The sequence below is a fragment of the Bradyrhizobium liaoningense genome (genome assembly GCF_018130825.1).
GTDB classification, from domain to species: Bacteria; Pseudomonadota; Alphaproteobacteria; order Rhizobiales; family Xanthobacteraceae; genus Bradyrhizobium; species Bradyrhizobium liaoningense_B.
The window spans coordinates 1,054,976-1,074,291 of sequence record NZ_JAFCJS010000002.1 but is presented as its reverse complement, the minus strand read 5'-3'; the positions used below and the strand labels follow the sequence as shown (position 1 = coordinate 1,074,291).

General features: G+C 65.7%; 18 protein-coding genes. 12 read left to right on the top strand and 6 right to left on the bottom strand.

What is annotated here, in order from left to right; genetic code table 11:
• Window positions 1-2: 2 nt before the first annotated feature.
• Window positions 3-581 carry a MarR family winged helix-turn-helix transcriptional regulator gene (locus JQ603_RS13430; protein ID WP_183244958.1) on the bottom strand — a complete coding sequence of 193 codons (579 nt, stop codon included), beginning with the start codon at window positions 579-581 and terminating at the stop codon, window positions 3-5.
• Window positions 582-1,233: 652 nt separating this feature from the next.
• Here JQ603_RS13430 and JQ603_RS13425 point away from each other — a divergent pair.
• Window positions 1,234-2,121 carry a dienelactone hydrolase family protein gene (locus JQ603_RS13425; protein WP_212339925.1) on the top strand — a complete coding sequence of 296 codons (888 nt, stop codon included), beginning with the start codon at window positions 1,234-1,236 and terminating at the stop codon, window positions 2,119-2,121.
• Window positions 2,122-2,220: 99 nt separating this feature from the next.
• Here JQ603_RS13425 and JQ603_RS13420 read toward each other — a convergent pair whose 3' ends face one another.
• Together JQ603_RS13420 and JQ603_RS13415 are read right to left on the bottom strand one after the other, a co-directional pair.
• The gene (locus tag JQ603_RS13420; protein WP_212339924.1) at window positions 2,221-3,489 is read right to left on the bottom strand and encodes a serine hydrolase domain-containing protein; all 1,269 of its coding nucleotides are present in this window, start codon (window positions 3,487-3,489) and stop codon (window positions 2,221-2,223) included.
• Between the two features lie 119 nt (window positions 3,490-3,608).
• Entirely contained in the window at window positions 3,609-4,457 is an 849-nt protein-coding gene (locus tag JQ603_RS13415) for an SDR family oxidoreductase (protein ID WP_212339923.1), read from the bottom strand.
• 141 nt (window positions 4,458-4,598) lie between these two features.
• Between JQ603_RS13415 and JQ603_RS13410 the strand changes: the two genes are divergently transcribed.
• The gene (locus JQ603_RS13410) at window positions 4,599-5,315 is read left to right on the top strand and encodes an HAD family hydrolase (protein ID WP_212339922.1); all 717 of its coding nucleotides are present in this window, start codon (window positions 4,599-4,601) and stop codon (window positions 5,313-5,315) included.
• Window positions 5,316-5,382: 67 nt separating this feature from the next.
• On the opposite strand, the gene JQ603_RS13405 is transcribed toward JQ603_RS13410, so the two are convergent.
• Together JQ603_RS13405 and JQ603_RS13400 are read right to left on the bottom strand one after the other, a co-directional pair.
• Window positions 5,383-5,790: a nuclear transport factor 2 family protein gene (locus JQ603_RS13405; protein WP_212339921.1), complete on the bottom strand. Its 408-nt coding sequence runs from the start codon at window positions 5,788-5,790 to the stop codon at window positions 5,383-5,385.
• 110 nt (window positions 5,791-5,900) lie between these two features.
• Window positions 5,901-7,370 carry a mannitol dehydrogenase family protein gene (locus JQ603_RS13400; RefSeq protein ID WP_212339920.1) on the bottom strand — a complete coding sequence of 490 codons (1,470 nt, stop codon included), beginning with the start codon at window positions 7,368-7,370 and terminating at the stop codon, window positions 5,901-5,903.
• Window positions 7,371-7,513: 143 nt separating this feature from the next.
• Between JQ603_RS13400 and JQ603_RS13395 the strand changes: the two genes are divergently transcribed.
• The 6 genes from JQ603_RS13395 (at window position 7,514) to uxuA (ending at window position 13,758) form a co-directional block, all read left to right on the top strand.
• Window positions 7,514-8,329, top strand: a complete 816-nt coding sequence (locus tag JQ603_RS13395) for a FadR/GntR family transcriptional regulator (protein ID WP_212339919.1) — start codon at window positions 7,514-7,516, stop codon at window positions 8,327-8,329.
• An 89-nt stretch (window positions 8,330-8,418) separates the two neighbouring features.
• On the top strand, window positions 8,419-9,378 hold the full coding sequence (locus tag JQ603_RS13390; RefSeq protein WP_212340006.1) for a sialic acid TRAP transporter substrate-binding protein SiaP: 960 nt from the start codon (window positions 8,419-8,421) through the stop codon (window positions 9,376-9,378).
• A 139-nt stretch (window positions 9,379-9,517) separates the two neighbouring features.
• Entirely contained in the window at window positions 9,518-10,096 is a 579-nt protein-coding gene (locus JQ603_RS13385) for a TRAP transporter small permease (RefSeq protein WP_212339918.1), read from the top strand.
• Window positions 10,097-10,100: 4 nt separating this feature from the next.
• Window positions 10,101-11,507: a TRAP transporter large permease gene (locus JQ603_RS13380; protein WP_212339917.1), complete on the top strand. Its 1,407-nt coding sequence runs from the start codon at window positions 10,101-10,103 to the stop codon at window positions 11,505-11,507.
• Entirely contained in the window at window positions 11,504-12,553 is a 1,050-nt protein-coding gene (locus JQ603_RS13375) for an L-idonate 5-dehydrogenase (protein ID WP_212339916.1), read from the top strand. The genes JQ603_RS13380 and JQ603_RS13375 overlap by 4 nt, the downstream gene beginning before the upstream one ends.
• A gap of 14 nt (window positions 12,554-12,567) precedes the next feature.
• Entirely contained in the window at window positions 12,568-13,758 is a 1,191-nt protein-coding gene (gene uxuA / locus JQ603_RS13370; RefSeq protein WP_212339915.1) for a mannonate dehydratase, read from the top strand.
• 173 nt (window positions 13,759-13,931) lie between these two features.
• Here uxuA and JQ603_RS13365 read toward each other — a convergent pair whose 3' ends face one another.
• Window positions 13,932-14,870, bottom strand: a complete 939-nt coding sequence (locus JQ603_RS13365) for a LysR family transcriptional regulator (RefSeq protein WP_212339914.1) — start codon at window positions 14,868-14,870, stop codon at window positions 13,932-13,934.
• A 211-nt stretch (window positions 14,871-15,081) separates the two neighbouring features.
• On the opposite strand from JQ603_RS13365, the gene JQ603_RS13360 reads away from it, so the two are divergent.
• From JQ603_RS13360 to JQ603_RS13345, 4 genes are read left to right on the top strand one after another with little or no spacing between them, the layout of a single operon-like run.
• A complete protein-coding gene (locus JQ603_RS13360) occupies window positions 15,082-16,164 on the top strand; it encodes an ABC transporter ATP-binding protein (protein WP_212339913.1) in 1,083 nt (360 codons plus the stop codon).
• A 35-nt stretch (window positions 16,165-16,199) separates the two neighbouring features.
• Window positions 16,200-16,916, top strand: coding sequence for an HAD family hydrolase (locus JQ603_RS13355; RefSeq protein ID WP_212339912.1), 717 nt, complete (start codon window positions 16,200-16,202; stop codon window positions 16,914-16,916).
• A 15-nt stretch (window positions 16,917-16,931) separates the two neighbouring features.
• On the top strand, window positions 16,932-18,239 hold the full coding sequence (locus JQ603_RS13350) for an NAD(P)/FAD-dependent oxidoreductase (protein WP_212339911.1): 1,308 nt from the start codon (window positions 16,932-16,934) through the stop codon (window positions 18,237-18,239).
• A gap of 21 nt (window positions 18,240-18,260) precedes the next feature.
• Window positions 18,261-19,307: an ABC transporter substrate-binding protein gene (locus JQ603_RS13345; protein ID WP_212339910.1), complete on the top strand. Its 1,047-nt coding sequence runs from the start codon at window positions 18,261-18,263 to the stop codon at window positions 19,305-19,307.
• The last annotated feature ends 9 nt before the right edge of the window (window positions 19,308-19,316 follow it).

The following is a 19,316-nucleotide window of genomic DNA, read 5'->3' as shown; positions in this document are numbered from 1 at the left end:
TGTTACTGGCGGTGATGCTCGAAGCTGGTGCAGAGCAGCTCGACTTCCGGCTCGGCGATCGGCGCGCGGAACAGGCGGCAGGAGAACTCGACCGTCGTCTTGCCGTCCGCGCTGGTGCGATCTTCCCGGAGGAAGATGCAGCGCTTGCAGACGTCGGTATGGTGCCGCTGCTCGGCGGCGTCGGACTGATCCAGCACGTGGCGGAGCGCGTCGCGGAAACGGATCTTGGCCTCCTCGTCGAGCACGGCAATCGCCTCGACGAGAACGTTGACGGGGTCGCGCGCCAGGAACTTCTTGCCCTGCTGGGTGACGCTCAGCATCACCGACCGCTTGTCCTTGGCCGAGCGCTTGCGCTCGAGATAGCCGAGCCGTTCGAGCTCGCCGATGATGAACGAGGCGGTGCCGCGCGTGGTGCCGACATAACTCGCGAGCGCCGAGGGCGTGCGGGAAAACCGGTTGGCGCGGGAGAGGAAGCGCAGCGCCATCCACTCGCGATCGCGCAAGCCGTGCTTGGTGCCTTCGAACCACAGGATCCGTGCGACCTGCTCCACCAGTTCAATCGATTCACGAGCCAAATTCATTTCAATTCCGGATCGGATAAAGCTTTATTCAATTGAGCCTTTGGGGAGCGCAATCTGGGGGGCGACAATGAAGCTCTCGGGCGATCCCTCGTCCTTGGCCGGACGGCGGAGCGCTCTTGGAAGGCGCCTTTTCGGTTTCCCGGAGGGAACCTTCGGACGTGCAACTAGAGCGTCACAAAGAAAGTTCGGGTGAATCGCACGGCTCAACTCTTCGGAAAATTTCAGTCAAATGACTGCGCTTCACCTGCCGGATTCCGATGGCGCGCAGCATCCCGGCAACATGATGTGTCGTTGCCGCCACTGCGCAGCCCATTTGTTGCCGCGGAGTGTTTCGAATTGCGCGAAGCGGCGGCGAGTCTGCAACTTCTGACCGTGTGGAGTGGGGCGGGAGAACCACAATCTTGGGTTAATGGATGTTGCGCCGCAGTGCGGCCACGCGGTTAAAGCCCGCACACGATCTGTCCCCGGCGGACGGCTGATCCGGTCGAGTGGCACGCGTGGTCCTTCGGTGGGCACCGGTGCTCGCGCCAACGAAGGGATGAGGCGGTGGGCATCGTCCTCGCAGGCTGGTGACTTGCGTTTGCCCGGCAACTATTGGCGAATGCGGCGCCCCTGGGGGCACCAGCATGGGAAAGCAGGAAGGGAAAGACCGATGAGCTTTGAAACCACCATGACATCCGACGTCGTCGGGCTGACGAAAGTCGCCCCGCTCTCGCGCCGCGGATTCATGAGCGCCACCGCGGCCGTCGCCGCCGGCTATACGCTTGCGGCAGGTCCCGTCCGTGCCGACATCATCACGACGGATACCAACGGCCTCCAGGCCGGCGATGCCAGGATCAGGGTCGGCTCCGAGGAGATGCCCGCCTATTTCGCCCGTCCGGCCGGCAACACCAAGGCGCCGGTGATCATCGTGGCGATGGAGATTTTCGGCCTGCACGAATACATCAAGGACGTGACGCGGCGCCTCGCCAAGCTCGGCGCCTTTGCCATCGCGCCCGACTATTACTTCCGCAAAGGCGTCGATCTGACCAGGGTCACCGAGGTCAAGGACCTCTTGCCGATCGTCAATTCCAAGCCGGACGCCGAACTGCTGTCCGACCTCGACGCGGTGGCTGCATGGGCGGGATCGCAGGGCGGCGATACGGCGAAGCTCGGCATCATCGGCTTCTGCCGCGGCGGGCGCACGGTCTGGGAATATGCCGCCCATAGCGGCACGCTCAAGGCCGGTGTGGCCTTCTACGGCACGGTGGTCGACCCCGCCAATCCGCTGTGGCCGAAGAGCCCGATGCAGCTCGCCCCGGAGATGAAGGCGCCGGTGCTCGGCCTCTACGGCGGCGCCGATACCGGCATTCCCGTCGCCCAGGTCGAGCAGCTCAAGGCAGCGCTCGAGCAGAACAAGAAGACGGCCGAGTTCAAGATCTATCCCGATGCGCCGCACGGCTTCCACGCCGACTATCGCGGCAGCTACCGCAGGGACGCGGCGGACGATGCGTGGAAGCAGGCCGAGGCCTGGTTCAAGAAATACGGCGTGCTGAGCTGACGCCGGAGCATGATCCGGAAAAGTGTGCGCGGTTTTCCGGCAAGATCATGCTCGAAAATGAGGGCGGCCCGAGTGGCCGCCCTTTCCTTGTCGAGACGGTCACTTCGTCATCGCACCGTAGACGATGTCCTGGACCTGCTCGCGATAATATTTGCGCAGCTCGCCCGGCGCCGCCGTTCCCACCACGACGACGAGACGCTCCTTCGGATCGCAGAAGAACTGCGTCCCGTAGGCGCCGTTCCAGGTGAACTCGCCGGGATTGCCGGGGACCGACGACAGGCCCTCGCTGGTGCGGACCGCAACGGAAAGGCCAAAACCGAAGCCGCCGCGATGCGGCTCGACATTCGCGACGTTGTTCTTGATCTCGGGGCCGAGGTGATTGGTCGTCATGTGGCGCACGGTCTTCGGGCCGAGGATGCGCTGTCCCTCGAGCTCGCCGCCGTTGAGCAGCATCTGCCCGAAGCGGATGTAGTCGCCGACGGTCGCGAACGAGCAGGCGCCGCCGCAGTCGAACTTGGTCGGGGTGTCGAGCAGCTTGATGGCCTGCGGCTTGCCGGTTAGCAGATCGTTGGCGAACGGGCGGGCAAGGCGAGGGCGCTGCGCGTCGGTCGGGTGGAAGGTCGCGTCCTTCATGCCGAGCGGCTGCCAGACATTGGTGGCGAGATAGTCGCCGAGCTTCTGCTCGCTGACCTTCTCGACCACGGCGCCGAGCACGTCGATCGAAAAGCCGTATTCGAACTCGGTCGAGGGCTGATGCGCCAGCGGCAGCTTCGTGATGCGGTCGATGAAGGCCTGGGTGTCGCCTTCGATCGCGGGCGCGACGCCGTCAGGGTATTGCCGCGCCACCGGGCTCGATGAGTCCGGGCGGCCGCCATACATCAATCCGGACGTGTGCCGGTAGAGATCGTGGATGAAGATCGGCGAGGCCTGCGGCTCGAGCTTGAGCGAGCCGTCGGCCTGGGGTGCGCCGACCTTCATGTCGGCAAAGCCGGGATAGTATTCGGACAGCCTGGCCTGGAGCGGCAGCTGGCCCTTTTCCATCAGCGTGAGGCCTGCGACCGCCGCCATCGGCTTGGTCATCGACGCCAGTGCGAAGATCGCATCGACCGGCATCGGCGTGCCCTTGTCCGGATCGAGCATGCCATAGGCCTTGTAGTGCACGAGCTTGCCGTCCCGCGCGATCGCGACGACCGCGCCCGGCACGCGCTTGGCGGCGATCTCGCGTGCGAAGAAATTGTCGAGCCGCGCAAGACCCTGCTTCGAGAAGCCGACGTCGTCGGGATTGGCTTCGGGCAGCGGCGCGGCGTGCGCTGCACTGAACGTGATGGCGGCAGCCGCCGCCGCGATCATGGCGATCGTCTTGTTCATTCTATCCTCCCAGGCGAGCTCGTTATGCGAATGGCTCGCTCATGCCTAGATCACGATTGCCCTGAAGCGAAGTCAAGCGCGCGCAGGGCATGTCTGGGAGGCGCCGGACGTGTCGGAACCTATCGGCCTTCGCCTGCGCGCCACAGCGCATCCAGGGCCTGGCGATAGGTCGGATAAGCCAACGTGACGCCGAGCTCGCGCTTCAATTTCGCATTGGAGACACGGGCGCTGCTGGCATAGAAGCTGCGCGCCATCGCCGACATCTCGGCTGTCTCGAACGTCTCTTCCGGCGGCGGCGCGAGGCCCATGAGCTGCGCGGCATAGGCGATCACGTCCTGCGGCGGCGTGGGCTCGTCGTCGCAGACGTTCCAGGTGCCGCCGCCGCCGTGCTGAATGGCGGCCATGATGGCGCTCGCGATGTCGTCGACATGGATACGGTTGAAGACCTGTCCCGGCTTGATGATGCGCCGGGCTGTGCCTTCGCGCAGCGTCACCAGCGCGTTGCGGCCGGGGCCGTAAATGCCGGCAAGCCGCAGGATCGCGACATTGCCGTACCCGCCATTGGTCCAGGCCTGCTCTGCCGCGAGCCGCAGGCGCGTGCGCTCGAAGACGGCCCGCGGCGGCGTGTTCTCGTCCACCCAGCTGCCTGCGTGATCGCCATACACGCCGATGGTGGATAGGTAGATGATCTTGCGATGACCCGTTGCCAGGACGTCTGCGAAGGCTGCGAGTGCGGGATCGCCGGCGCTGCCGGGCGGAATCGATATGAGAAGGACATCGGCGCCGCGGACCAGTTCGGCCGTCTCGCGGGCGGGAGCATTGCCGGAAAAGGCGTGCACCTCGATGCCCGCAAGGTCATCCCGCTTCGCGGGATCCCGCACGGTGCCGGCAATATGCGAGAAGCTGCTGCCGAACTGGCGGACGAAGTGTCTGGCGCTATAGCCAAGGCCAAGGATGAAGAGCCGCATGCGCCTCCCGTGCAGAGTTCCCGTTCGCGCGAGCTCCGCGCCAGTCGCTCATAAGAGATTTTTGGGTCCGGCAAAAGATATTGCGATTTGTCTCGCCCGCCAGCCCGGGCGATTCTCGCCTGGCACAGGGAGGCACCGATCATGCAGGCAGAAGCGTTCGCTCCGGCGCCGGCGGATGCGGCCGAGCTGATCCGGCGCGCGGCCGCGCTGATCTTCGATGTCGACGGCACGCTGGCCGAGACCGAGGAGCTGCACCGGCAGGCCTTCAACCACGCCTTTGCCTCCGTCGGTCTCGACTGGCAATGGGACCGCGCCGTCTACAAGGACCTGCTCCGGGTGACGGGCGGCAAGGAACGCATGCGCGCCTATCACGCCAGGCTGGGGATCGCCCCGCCTTTGTCGGATGCAGACATCGCCGAGCTTCACCGCATCAAGACCGCGCGTTACGCCGAGCTGATCGAAACCGGCTGCTGCCCGTTGCGGCCGGGCGTGGTGGAACTGCTCGCCGCGGCGAAGGCGCGCGGCCAGCGGCTGGCGATCGCGACCACGACCTCGCACGGCAACATCGATGCGCTGCTGTCGCAGGCGCTGGGCAAGCGCTGGGCGGCGGACTTCGACGCGATCGTCGCCGGCGACGATGTCAGGCACAAGAAGCCGGCGCCGGACGTCTATCTCGAGATCCTGGCGCGGCTGAAGCTGGACGCGGTCGACTGTCTCGCGATTGAGGACTCTGCCAATGGGCTGATTGCGGCGTCGCGGGCGAACATACCGGTTCTGATCACGCGCAGCATGTTCTTCTGCGATGACGACTTCAGCGCGGCGCGGGTGGTGCTGGACGATCTGTCGGGGCTTGGATGAGGTCGCCAACAAAAAAGTCGGAAAACAACCCCATGCACAGTACATCACGCCGGCGTGTCCGGTCCGTTCAGTGGACGCGGCGGCTCGTTCTATCGTCCTCAGCCTGCTCGACAATCTGGGCGATCGGGCTCGACTGGTGATGCACCAGGCGCCAGCCGTCGCCGACGCGCCGAAAATGGTTCGCAGCCGCCAAAGCGGTGCCGTCGACGATTTCGATGCAGAGCACGCGGGCGCTGTCGCCGTCGACGATGGCCTGCGGTTCGGCGCAGACGATCTGCGGCCGCTGCGGGTTCTGCAGGATGTCGCGCCAGCTTCCGATCACCGTGGCGCGCCCGATGATGGCCGGCCAGCCGGGATGGATGCAGGAGATGCCGTCGTCGTCCGCCCACATCCGCTCCATGCCGGCGAAGTCGCCGGTGGAGAAGGCGGCATAGAAGGCCGCGTTCGCGGCGATGACCTTGCTGTCCTTTGCCATGCCTCTCGGGTGCGGCAATGACAGGCAAAAATCAAGCGCGACTTGCGTTTGATTTTGCGTTCGATTTTGACCGCAGTGCAGCATTGGGAACGCCGCTGCCTGCTTTGTGATCAGGCCGAAACGAGCGTCTGCACCGCCCGCCGCGCGCCATCCCGATAGAGGCCGCCGAGCGCCGCGGTGACGGCTTCACGCAGGCGCGGCTCGGTGCCCAGCGGTCCGAACACCTTCTCGACCCCGAGCAGGGCCGGCGCAAGCCGTTCGGCAACGGGACCGGCCTCGCGCGCCAGGCCTGCGAACTCGGCGGCAAGGGGGTCGCGCACGTCGATGGGGCGGCCTTGCTCATCGGCGGCGGTGACGTAGCGCATCCAGCCGGCGACCGCGAGCGCGTGGGTCGCGATCGGCAGGCCCCTCGCAAGGCGATGCTGCATCGCGCCGAGCAGGCGTTGCGGCAGCTTTTGCGAGCCGTCCATGGCGATCTGCCAGGTGCGGTGATGCAGCGCCGGATTGGAAAAGCGCTTGAGCAGCGAGGCGCGATAGGCAGCGAGGTCCGTGCCTGCTGGCATCGTCAGCGTCACCGCGGCCTCTTCCATCACGCGCGCGGCGAGGCGCGCGAAGTGCGGATCCCGCATGGTGTCGGCGATGGTCTCGTAGCCGCCGAGATAGCCGAGATAGGCGAGCGCCGAATGGCTGGCGTTGAGCAGCCGCAGCTTCATCAGCTCGAACGGCTTGACGTCGGTGACGAGCTCGACGCCGGCGGCGGCAAGATCGGGCCGGCCCGCGGTGAAGCGATCCTCCACCACCCATTGCGTGAACGGCTCGGTCATGACCGGCCAGGCGTCGCGCATGCCGAGCGCGGATGACACCGCATCGCGATCGGCATCCGTCGTTTCCGGCACGATGCGATCGACCATGGTGCAGGGAAAGGCGGCCGTATCCGCGATCCACTTGCCGAGATCCTTCGATCGGAGCGCGGCGAACTGCGTCACGATCCGCTGCACGGTATGACCGTTGGCGGCAAGGTTGTCGCAGCATAGCACGGTGAAGGGCGGCAAGCCTTGTGCCCGGCGGCGCGCCAGCGCCGCCACGATGAAGCCGGGCGCCGAGCGCGGCGCGTCAAAATTGTTGAGGTCGTGCACGACATCGGGATGCCGCTCGTCGAGATCGCCGGTCTGCGGCGTGTGGCAATAGCCCTTCTCGGTGACCGTGAGCGAGACGATGCGGATGGCGGGATCGGCCATCCGCTCGACCAATGCTGCCGGCTTCTCGCGCGCGACGACGCTGTCGAGCAGGGCGCCGATGACGCGGTGCTCGGTGCCTTCGGCGGCACGTACGGCAACGGTATAGAGATGATCCTGCGGGGCGAGGGCGTCGCGCGTGTCCGGGCTGCGCAGGCTCGCGCCGACGATGCCCCAGGACATGGCGCCGGTGGCAAGGCAATCGTCGATGACGACGGCCTGATGTGCGCGATGAAAGGCCCCGAGGCCGAGATGCACGATGCCGGGCGTAACGCGCGAGCGGTCATAGGCCGGGCGGCGGATGGCCGGCGGCAAGCGGTCGAGATTGGCGCGGCCAAGGCGCATGGACGTCTCCCCTCTGCTTTGCCGCTGCTTGACATGGCGCCCGTCCTCGGTCAATGCTCCGGTCAATTGGTAAGACCAATTTTCCAAAAATTGGCGGGCCGCGGGTTTCGACGACCCCGCGCGACCCTTCCGGGAGGACCAGCGTGCCGCTGGAAGCTGTGGAGGCGAGACGGCTTTATCGCCAGGTCGCCGATCAATTGCGAAGCCTGATCGACAGCGGCGAGTACGCGGTCGGCAGCCGCTTGCCGACCGAGCGCGAGCTCGCCGAGCAGCTCAAGGTGTCGCGGCCGACGGTGCGCGAAGCCCTGATCGCGCTCGAGGTCGAAGGCCGTCTCCGTATCCGCGTCGGGTCCGGCATCTATGTGATCGAGCCTGCCGCCGTAGCCGCGCCTGCAGCCGCTGCTGTCATCGAGGGGCCGTTCGAGCTGCTGCGCGCCCGCGAATTCCTGGAAAGCGCCATTGCCGAACAGGCCGCGCGCGTCGCGACCAAAGACGATCTGGCGCGCATCGACGCCTCGCTTCTTGCGATGGAGAATGTCGAACATCCCGGTGAAGCCTCGATGGTGCACGACCGCGCGTTCCATGTCGCGATCGCCGGAAGCCTCGGCAATGCCGTTCTGGTGCGCGTGGTCGGCGAGCTGTTCGACCAGCGTCTCAATCCCTATTTCGCGAAGCTTGCGCATTATTTCGAGAGCCCGGGCACGTGGCGCACGGCGCTCGACGAGCATCGCGCCGTGCGCGACGCGATCGCGGCGCATGATCCGGACGCCGCACGCAACGCGATGCGCGATCATCTAGCGCGGTCCCAGGAGCGCTTTGCGCAGAATTTCGGCGCCGAGAGTGCGGGAGGGCCGGTTTCGGGCCACGGCCGCGCGGTGCGAGCGCCGGTAAAGCCATCGAAGCCGAAACCGGCATCGAAGAAGAAGCAGGCTGCGGGCGGCAGCGCGCGGCGGCGATGAGATTGGGCGGCCCGCATCCGCTTAAGGTGCGGGCGAACAAGAAGCAGACTTGAACGATGGAGGAAAAGTCAGTGTTGAAGAAGATGACGATGATGCTCGCGGTCTCCGCCGCGGCGATGTTTGCCACCACTCATGCCGGTATGGCGCAGACCAAGCTCAAATGGGCCCATGTCTACGAGACCTCGGAGCCGTTCCACACCGCGTCGGTCTGGGCCGCGCAGGAGATCGGCAAGCGCACCAACGGGCGCTATACGGTCGACGTCTATCCGGCCTCGCAGCTCGGCAAGGAAGCCGACATCAACCAGGGCCTCTCGCTCGGCTCGGTCGACATCATCATCTCCGGCTCGAGCTTCGCGGCCAAGAGCTTCGCGCCGATCGGCGTGACCTATTATCCCTACACCTTCCGCGACTCGGACCATCTCCTCGCCTACACCAAGAGCGACATCTTCAAGGAGCTCGCCAAGGGCTATGAGGACAAGAGCGGCCACCACATCGTCGCGGTGACCTATTACGGCGTGCGCCAGACCTCGTCGAACAAGCCGATCAAGAGCTGCGCCGACCTCAAGGGCCTGAAGATGCGCGTGCCCGACGTGCCGGCCTATCTCGCAATGCCGCGCGCCTGCGGCGCCAACACCGCGCCGATCGCCTTCGCCGAGGTCTATCTCGCGCTCCAGAACGGCACCGTCGAGGCGCAGGAGAACCCGCTGACCACGATCGAGGCCAAGAAATTCTACGAGGTGCAGAAGCACATCGTGCTGACCGGCCACATCGTCGACCACCTCAACACGGTGGTCGCCGGCGCGCTCTGGAAGAAGCTCAGCGACGAGGACAAGAAGATCTTCACCGACGTCGCGCAGGAGGCCGCCGCGAAAGCGACCGACGAGATCAAGCAGAACGAGGCCAAGCTGGTCGCCTTCTTCAAGGAAAAGGGCCTGACCGTGACCGAGGTCGACAAGAACGAGTTCCGCGACATCGTGCTGAAGAACGTTCCGTTCGAGACGTTCGGTTACCGCAAGGCCGACTGGGAGCGGATTCAGGCGGTCAAGTGACGCGCCCGTCGTTCCGGGGCGACGCGGAAGCGTCGAACCCGGAACCTCGAGATTCCGGGTTCGGTTCTCGGGACCGCGCTTTGCGCGGCCCCGTCGAGCCGCCCCGGAATGACAATGGAGAGGTTTGAGGAGCACACCCATGTCGACCGCCGAAATACACCGGCAGATCACTGCGGACGAGATCGCCCACACCTTCGAGGAGGAGGCGGCGCCGAAGGTCGATCTCGGCGTCTACGCTTTCGAGGACTGGGTGGCGCTGGCGATCTTCTGGGTGATGGCGCTTGCCGTCTTCCTCCAGTTCTTCACCCGCTACGTGCTCAACGACAGCTATGCCTGGACCGAGGAGATCGCGACCTACTGCCTGATCGGCGTGGTCTTCATCGGTTCCTCGATGTGCGTGCGGCTGTCGCGGCATATCCAGGTCGACCTCGTCTACCGCTATCTGCCGCATGTGGTGGCGCGCGCACTGTCGACGATCATCGATCTGATCCGGATCGCTTTCTTCGGCTACGCCATCAAGCTGGTCTGGGTCTACATCCAGATCATCGGCGATGAATCGATGACGACGATCAATCTGCCCAAGGACTACGTCTATTACGCCGTGCTGGCGGGCTTCGTGCTGATGTTCGTGCGCTCGGTGCAGGTGGCCATACAACATTTGCGACAGGGTTATTCGATCCTCGAACGTCCCGGCGCCTACGACGGTTTTGAAGGGTAACGTCATGCTGCTGTTGCTTGGAGGCTTTCTCATCCTGATGTTGCTCGGCGTTCCCGTGGCGATTTCCATGGCCGCGTCGTCGCTGCTCTACATCCTGGTCAGCGGCGTGACCCCTGATGTCACGCTGGCGCAGCGCATGATCGCCGGCGTCGAGAGCTTTCCGCTGCTCGCCGTGCCGTTCTTCATCCTGGCCGGCAATCTCATGAACATCGCCGGCGTCACCGGCCGCATCTACAAATTCGCGGTCGCGCTGGTCGGCTGGATGCGCGGCGGCCTCGGCCACGTCAACATCATCGGCTCGGTGATCTTCTCCGGCATGTCCGGCACCGCGATCGCGGATGCCGCCGGCCTCGGCACCATCGAGATCAAGGCGATGAAGGACCACGGCTACTCCACCGAATTCTCGGTCGGCGTCACCGCGGCGTCCGCAACGCTTGGGCCGATCATTCCGCCGTCGCTGCCCTTCGTGATCTACGGCATGATGGCCAACGTCTCGATCGGCGCGCTGTTCCTGGGCGGCGTCATCCCGGGCATCGTCATGACGCTGCTGATGATGGCGACCGTCACCTATTTCGCGCACAAGAACAAATGGGGCAGCGATACGCCGTTCTCCTGGCCGCAGCTCGGATCGGCCGGCCTCGAGATCGCCATCGTGCTCGCTTTTCCGATGGCGATCTGGCTGATGGTGCTCGCCGGCCTCTCGGTCAATATGGCCGTCGTCATTGGTCTCGGCACGCTGCTCATTATCGACTGGTACTTCGACTTCTCGGCGGTGATGGCGCTGATGGCGCCGGTGATCCTGATCGGCGGCATGACGCTCGGCTGGTTCACGCCGACCGAAGCCGCGGTCGCCGCGGTGATCTGGTCGCTGTTCCTGGGCCTCATCCGCTACCGCACCATGACGCTGAAGACCGTGGCGAAGGCGACCTTCGACACCATCGAGACCACGGCCTCGGTGCTGTTCATCGTGACCGCAGCCTCGATCTTCGCCTGGCTGCTGACGGTGTCGCAGGCCGCGCAAATGCTGTCGGACTGGATGCTCAGCATCACCCACAACAAATGGGTGTTTTTGGCGCTCGCCAACGTGCTGATCCTGTTCGTGGGCTGCTTCATCGACACCACGGCGGCGATTACCATCCTGGTGCCGATCCTGCTGCCGATCGTGCTCAAGCTCGGCATCGATCCGATCCACTTCGGTCTGATCATGACGCTGAACCTGATGATTGGCCTGTTGCATCCGCCGCTCGGCATGGTGCTGTTCGTGCTCGCCCGCGTCGCAAAGCTCTCGGTCGAGCGCACGACGGTCGCGATCCTGCCCTGGCTGGTGCCGCTGATGCTCGCGCTGATCGCGATCACCTACATTCCCGAACTGACCCTCTGGCTGCCTAAATACATGGGACTCTCCAAATGACCTCGACTGCTCTCGCCGCAACCCTGTTCGGCCCCGAAGACCTGCGCATGATCGAGCATCCGCTCGACAAGCTGGCATCGGGCATGGTGCGCATCCGCTTCGGCGCCGGCGGCATCTGCGGCTCGGACATGCACTACTTCCGCCATGCCCGCACCGGCGACTTCGTGGTGAAGTCGCCGCTGGTGCTCGGCCATGAGATCTCGGGCGAGGTCGTGGAGATCTCCGGCACTGCCGCCAACCTGAAGGTCGGCGACCGCGTCGCCGTCAACCCGTCGCGCTGGTGCGGCCATTGCGTCGCCTGCCGCGAGGGCCGGCCGAACCTGTGCGAGAACATCTACTTCATGGGCTCGGCCTCGAAGACGCCGCATATGCAGGGCGGCTTCGCCAATTACTTCGACGCGATCCCGGCGCAGTGCGTGAAGATTCCCGACCACGTCTCCTATCAGGCCGCGGCGCTGGCCGAGCCACTCTCGGTCTGCCTGCACGCGGTCGCGCGCGCCGGCAACATCGAGGGCAAGCGCGGCATCATCTTCGGTGCCGGCCCGATCGGGCTTCTGACCATGCTCGCCGCGCACCGTGCCGGCATGGCCGACGTGACGGTGGCCGACATCGCGCCGGCGCCGCTGGCCTTTGCGACCAAGCTCGGCGCCTCCCATGTCGAGAACGTCTCTACTGGCGAGGAGGGCCTGAAGGCGCAGGCCGCCGCACGCCCCTACGACGTCGCCTTCGAGGTCTCGGGCACGGCCGCGGGCCTCGCCAGCGCGATCGGCATCGTCAGGCGCGGCGGTGTGGTGGTGCAGATCGGCAACCTGCCGGGCGGCCAGATCCCGACGCCGTCGAACGCCGTGATGGCCAAGGAGATCGATCTGCGCGGCTCGTTCCGCTTCGGCTTCGAGTTCATGACCGCAGTGGAACTGATTGCGGCCGGCAGCGTCGATGTGCTGTCGCTGGTCACCGCCGAGCGGCCGCTGGCGACCGCGCCGGATGCGCTGCGGCTGGCGCTCGACCGCTCGCAGAGCGTCAAGGTCGTGCTCACTGCGAACTGATTAGGAGAACGGGCATGATGCTGGAGGGATGGCGCTGGTACGGGCCCGATGATCCCGTCTCGCTGGACGACGTCAGGCAGGCCGGGGCGAGCGATATCGTCTCGGCGCTGCATCAGGTGCCGATCGGGGAAGCCTGGACGCGCAAGGCGGTCGAGGAGCGCAAGAACTTTATCGAGAACGGCCAGCCTGGCCGCTCAAAGCTGACCTGGTCGGTGGTGGAATCGATTCCGATCCCCGACGACGTCAAGCGCCTCGGCGGCAAGGCGACGAAGTCTATCGAAGCCTGGATCGCGAGCCTGGAGGCGGTCGCCGCCTCCGGCATCAAGATCATCTGCTACAATTTCATGCCCGTCGTCGACTGGTGCCGCACCGATCTCGAATGGGAGTTGCCCAACGGCGCCCGCGCCATGCGCTTCGACCAGGATCGCTTTGCCGCGTTCGAGCTGCACATCCTGAAGCGCCCGGCCGCCGCGCAGGAATATTCGCCCGAGCAGCAGGCGCGCGCCAAGAAGCTGTTCGACCAGATGAGCCAGGCCGATATCGACTATCTCGTCATGGTCATCGCCAGCGCGCTGCCGGGCTCGACCACCGAGCCGATGACGATCCCGCAATTCCGCGACCGGCTCGAGACCTATCGCGACATCACGCCAGAGATCCTGCGGCAGCACCTCGCCGAGTTCCTTGCGTGCGTGGCGCCGGTCGCCGAGCAGCTTGGCGTCTCCCTGACGCTGCATCCGGACGATCCGCCGCGGCCGCTGTTCGGCCTGCCGCGCATCGCATCCAGCGCCGACGACTATCAGGCTCTGTTCGATGCCGTGCCGTCGAAGGCGAACGGCATCTGCCTGTGCACGGGTTCGCTCGGCGTGCGCGCGGAGAACAATCTGCCTGAAATGGCGGAACGCTTCGGCCCGCGCATTGCCTTCGCCCATCTGCGCGCGACCAAGCGCGAGGCGGACGGCCTGTCGTTCTACGAGTCCGATCATCTCGACGGCGACGTCGATATGGTCGCGGTGCTCAAGGCGCTGCTGAAGGAGAACGCGCGGCGCTCACCGGACAAGAGCATCGTGTTCCGCCCCGATCACGGCCACCGCATGCTCGACGACCTCGCCGCCACCAAGCGCACCAACCCAGGCTACACCGCGATCGGCCGCCTCCGCGGCCTCGCCGAGCTGCGCGGCGCGATCAGGGCGATCGAGCATCGGTAGAGGCGCCAAGCGTGGAACTCTTCGCCTCTCCCCGCCTGCGGGGAGAGGCCGGAATGCGCGCTGAAAGCGCGGATTCCGGGTGAGGGGGACTCTCCGCGAGTCCAAACTCTTACCGTCCCCGCGGAGACTCCCCCTCACCCCGACCCTCTCCCCGCAAGCGGGGCGAGGGGAAATTAGTAGCACGCGTCCATTGCGCCGAGCTTCGGATAGAGCCGGTCGATCGCGGCGATCTCGCTTTTCATCTGGGCGATGATCCAGTCGCGGATCTCGGCGGCGATCGGGCGCATCGGGCGGTTGCGCGGCGGCAGGAATTCGCAGATGCGGCGCGTGGTGGTGAGCGTGTCGGAGGCCGGCACCAGCGCGCCGGTCAGCAGCCAGTGCGAGGCGACCGTCAGCCAACCGAGCGCGATGCCCTGGCCGAGCAGGGCGGCCTGCACCACGACGGCATAATCGGTGAAGCTCAGCGCCTTGGCCGCGCCGCGGCGCCCGGAGAGAAGCGATGCGTAATCCGCGGCCCAATCGCCCGGCGTCTCGGCGAGGCGGATGATGGTGTTGCCCTCGGCCGGATCGGTCTCGCCGAGATAGCCGGGGCTGCACATCGGCAGCATCACTTCCTTCATGATCAGCGTGCCGCCGGACGGGGGCTCTTCGCGATCGCGGAAGCGCATGCCGAGATCGACATTCTCTACCGCTCCGCGCAGCGCGCCGGAGATGAGCTGGAAGCGCAGATCCACTTGCGGAAACTGCTTCTGCAGCTTGTCGATGCGCGGCATCAGCCAATGCGTGGTGAAGGCGGAGGAGACCGACAGCGTCACCGTCTCGGTGCCCTTGCGCCGCCGCTCGATCTCGACGAGCCCGCTCTCGATGCTGCGGAAGCCTTCGAGCACGCGGCGATAGAGCAGCTCGCCTTCCTCGGTGAGCACCGCGCGGCCCGCCTTGCGATCGAACAGGCGAACGCCGAGATGCTCCTCGAACTGGCCGAGCATCCGGCTCACCGCCGGCTGCGTCACGTTCAGTTCCGCGGCGGCCGCGGTGAAGCTGCCATTGCGCGCCGCTGCGTCGAAGACGAACAGGGCGTTACTGGACGGCAGCATGCGGCGGAGCTCGGGCATAACGTCATGTTATGAGCGCGGTGAGAATTTGGCAATTGCCGAGTTTTCGCAAGTCTGGTGTCATGAGGATGACAGCCTAAAGACAGGGCCTTCGAGAGAAGATTTGGTGCAGCGCACGCTTCGGCCGCGAGTGCCCCAAATCCCTGTCTATAAAGCAGGCTTATGGCGTGCAGTGAGGCACGCCAGCGCAGGGACATGGCGAGGTCGATCGTTGGACAAGCGAGCGGAAAGCGTCGAGATCAGGTCCGCCAGCAAGGCCTATGGCGCCGTTCGCGCCCTCGACGACGTTTCGCTCAATGTCGGCGCCGGTGAATTCGTCTCGCTGCTCGGCCCCTCCGGCTCCGGCAAGACCACGCTGCTCGGCATTCTGGGCGGCTTCATCCTGCCGACCTCAGGCACAATTCTCTTCGGCGGCCGCGACGTGACCTGGATGCCGCCGCACAAGCGCGACATCGGCGTCGTCTTCCAGAACTACGCGCTGTTTCCGCATATGAGCGTCGGCGAGAACGTCGCCTTTCCCCTGCGCGCGCGGCGCCTGCCGAAATCCTCGTGGCCGGACAAGGTGCGCGCGGCGCTCAGCATGGTCGGCCTTGCCGGCTATGAGGAGCGCGGCATCGCGCAGCTCTCCGGCGGCCAGCGCCAGCGCGTGGCCCTCGCACGCGCCATGATCTTCGAGCCGCGCCTGATCCTGATGGACGAGCCGCTCTCCGCGCTCGACAAGCAGCTGCGCGAATCCATGCAGATCGAGCTGCGCGCGCTGCACAAGCGCATCGGCGCCACCATTATCTATGTCACCCATGACCAGCGCGAGGCGCTGACCATGAGCGACCGCGTTGCCGTCATGAAGGACGGCCGGCTGATCCAGATCGACGAGCCGGCGCGGCTGCACGATCATCCCGCCGATTCCTTCGTCGCCAGTTTCATCGGCGAAGCGACGATGCTCCCGGTCCGCCGCGTCGATGCCTCCAGCGTCGCGCTCGGCAATGCCCTGCTGCGCAGCGCGCGCGCCATTCCCGACGGCGATGCCCTGATGCTGGCCGTGCACAGCGAAAAGCTGCTGATCGACGACGGCGCGCAGGATGCCGCCTGCAACCGGCTGACCGGAACCGTCACCGACATCGTCTACCAGGGCGAGAGCCTGCGCATTTTCCTCGCGCTCGCCGACGGCATCGCGCTCAGCCTGCGCCAGCCGAGCTACCACCAGGCCTATCACCGCATTCCGCCGCTCGGCGGCAGCCTTACCGTCACGCTCCATCCCGAGGACACCATTGTCGTCCCCAGGGTGGGGGATTGAACTCAAGCCCCATCCAACCCGAGAGAAGAAACGATATGTCCACCCAAGCCGCGTTCAGCAATTTCAAGGTCCTCACCTTCGACGTCGTCGGCACCTTGATCGATTTCGAGACCGGCGTGCTCTCCGCGGTGCGCAGGATCTCGGGCAAGACGCCGGCCGAGCTCAGCGACGACAAGATCTTCGAATCCTACAAGCGCGGCCGCGACAAGCATTATGAGCGCTCGAGCGAGGTGATGTTTCACGTTTACCGCTATCTCGCGCAGGAGCTCGGGCTGCCGGCGGATGACGCCTCCTGCGACGTGTTCCAGCTCGCCGTGCTGCGCTGGGGTCCGTTCTCCGATTCCGTCGAGGCGCTCAAGCGGCTGCGCACGAAGTTCCGCCTGGTCGCGATGACCAATGCCGACCGCGTCGCGCTGTCCTGCTACGCGCACGCGCTCGGCAATCCCTTCGACGATACCGTCTGCGCCGACGACACCGGCGTTGCCAAGCCGAACCCGGAATTCTTCGCCTACAACAAGGGCCGCCAGTCCGCCTTCGGCTACAAGCAATCCGACATCCTGCACGTCGCGCAGAGCCAGTATCACGACATCGGGATCGCGCGGAAGCTCGGCTACAAGGTGTGCTGGATCGAGCGCCGCCAGGGCATCGCCGGCTTCGGCGGCACGCCTGCGGTGGAGACGCTGACCAAGCCCGACTTCCATTTCCCGACCCTGAAGGCGCTCGCCGATGCGGCGATCGGGCCAGTGGCGTAAACGGAGAGCTGTGGCATGACACGGGACTGGAGCGCGCTGCCATCGGTCAATTCGCTGTGGGAAGCCACGGCGGAGCCGGCGCGCGACTATCCCGTGCTGTCGGGCGAGCGACAGGCCGATGTGGTGATCATCGGCGCCGGCTATACAGGCCTCTCCGCCGCGCACCACATTGCCAAGAGCGGGCTGAGCCCCGTCGTGCTCGAGGCCAACCGTCCCGGCTGGGGCGCGAGCGGGCGCAATGGCGGGGTGATCACCGCAAAATTCCGCCTCTCGTTCCGCGAGATCGACGCCGCACATGGCCGCGCCATGGCGCGGCGCATGTACGAGATCGCGCATGAATCGACCGACATGGTCGAGGAGCTCGTCTCCGAGTTCGGTATCACCAGCGCGAACCTCACGCGCACCGGGCAGGTCAAGGCCGCCCACAACGAGACCACGCTGAAGGCCGCGATCGACGAAGCCAACTGGATGACGCGCGAGATGGGCTCGGCCGCGGTTCGCATCCTCGACAAGAACGGCGTGCGCGAGGAGACCGGCTCCGATATTTTTGTGGGCGGCGTGCTCAATCCCGGCTCGGGCGGCATCCATCCGCTGAATTATCTGCGTGGCCTCGCCGACGGCGTGGCGCGCCGCGGCGTGCCCATCTTCCAGCAGTCGCCGGTCATCAAGCTCCGGCGCGAGAACGGCGGCATCATCGCGGAGACTCCGCAAGGCGCAGTGCGCGCGAAACAGGCGATCATCGCCACCAACAGCTATTCCGATCTGACCGGCGCGACGGCGCATCTGCAGCGCACGCTGATCCCGTTCCGCAGCGCCATGGTCGCAACCGAGCGCCTCCCCGGCAATCTCGCAGGGCGGCTGATGCCGACGGGGCGCACCTACACCGAGACCAAGCGCATGATGCGCTGGTTCCGCATGGTCGACAACCGCGTGATCTTCGGCGGCCGCGGCGCCTTCGGCAAGCAGGATTCGCAAGCCGCGTTCGATGCCTTGCGCAAGGCGATGGTCGGCATCTTCCCCGATCTTGCCGATATCAAGCTCGCCTACAAATGGTCGGGCCTCGTCGCGATGACGCTGGATTCGGTGCCGCATATCGGCCGGCTCGACGATCGCACGCTGTTCTCGGTCGGCTACAACGGCGCCGGCGTTGCGATGTCGAGCCTGATGGGCCGCTATCTCGCCGCCTTCGTGCGCGGCGAGACGCCCGACGTCGGCCTGCTCGATGCGCGGCGCATGAAAGCTATACCGTTCTATCCGCTGCGCGAGCCCGCCGTGCGCATGGTCGCCGGCTGGTACCAGTTTCTCGATGCGATCGGTCAGTGAGATCATTTGGAGGAGGTGAGGATGACGATGAAACAGAGCTTTGGATTGGGCTGCGCGCTGCTGGGCGCAATCGGATTGACCAGTGCGGCTGATGCCGCCGAGCAGATCACCTTCGTCTCGCAGGGCGGCGCCTATCAGCAGGCGCAGACGGTGGCGATCCTCGATCCGTCTGCCAAGAAGCTCGGCATCACCATCAACCAGGACTCCATTCCCGACGCCTGGCCGGCGATCAAGACCCAGGTCGGCAGCGGCAAGCCGATCTGGGATGTCGTCGATACCCCGACCGGCAATTGCCTGCGCGGCGGCGAGCAGGGGCTGATCGAGAAGCTCGACTTCTCGAAGATTCCAAACGGCGCGGCGATGCCGGAGGCGTATCGCAGTCCCTATTCGGTGTCCTACGAGTTCTATTCCAGCGTGCTGTCCTACAGCCAGAAGACCTTCCCGAAGGACGCGCCGAACAGCTGGGCCGATTTCTGGGACGTCAAGAAATTCCCCGGCCGCCGCGCGCTGCGCAACCACCCGTTCGCGACGCTCGAGGCCGCGCTGATGGCCGACGGCGTCGCGCCCGACAAGCTCTACCCGCTCGACGTCGACCGCGCCTTCAAGAAGCTGGAAGAGATCAAGCCGCACATCACGGTGTGGTGGACCTCGGGCGCGCAGTCGGCGCAGCTGCTCAATGACGGCGAGGTCGACATGGAGATGGCCTGGAACGGCCGCGTCAGCGCGGTCGCCAAGGAAGGCGCCAAGGTCGCCTTCACCTACAACCAGGGCATCCTGCAGAGCACCTCGCTCTGCATCCTCAAGGGCGCGCCGAACCTCGAGACGGCCGTGAAATTCCTCAACGAGGCCGTCGATCCCGTGCACCAGGCCAATCTGCCGCTGCACATCGATTACGGTCCGGGCAATCCCAAGGCGTTCGAGACGGGCGTGATCAAGCCCGAGCGCGCCGCGCAATTGCCGAGCGAGCCGGCCAACGCGGCCAAGCAAGCCCTGATGTCCTACGCCTGGTGGTCCTCGCCGGCCGGAGAGGCCGCCGAGAAGCGCTGGGCGTCCTTCATGCAGAAGTAAGGCGAGGCG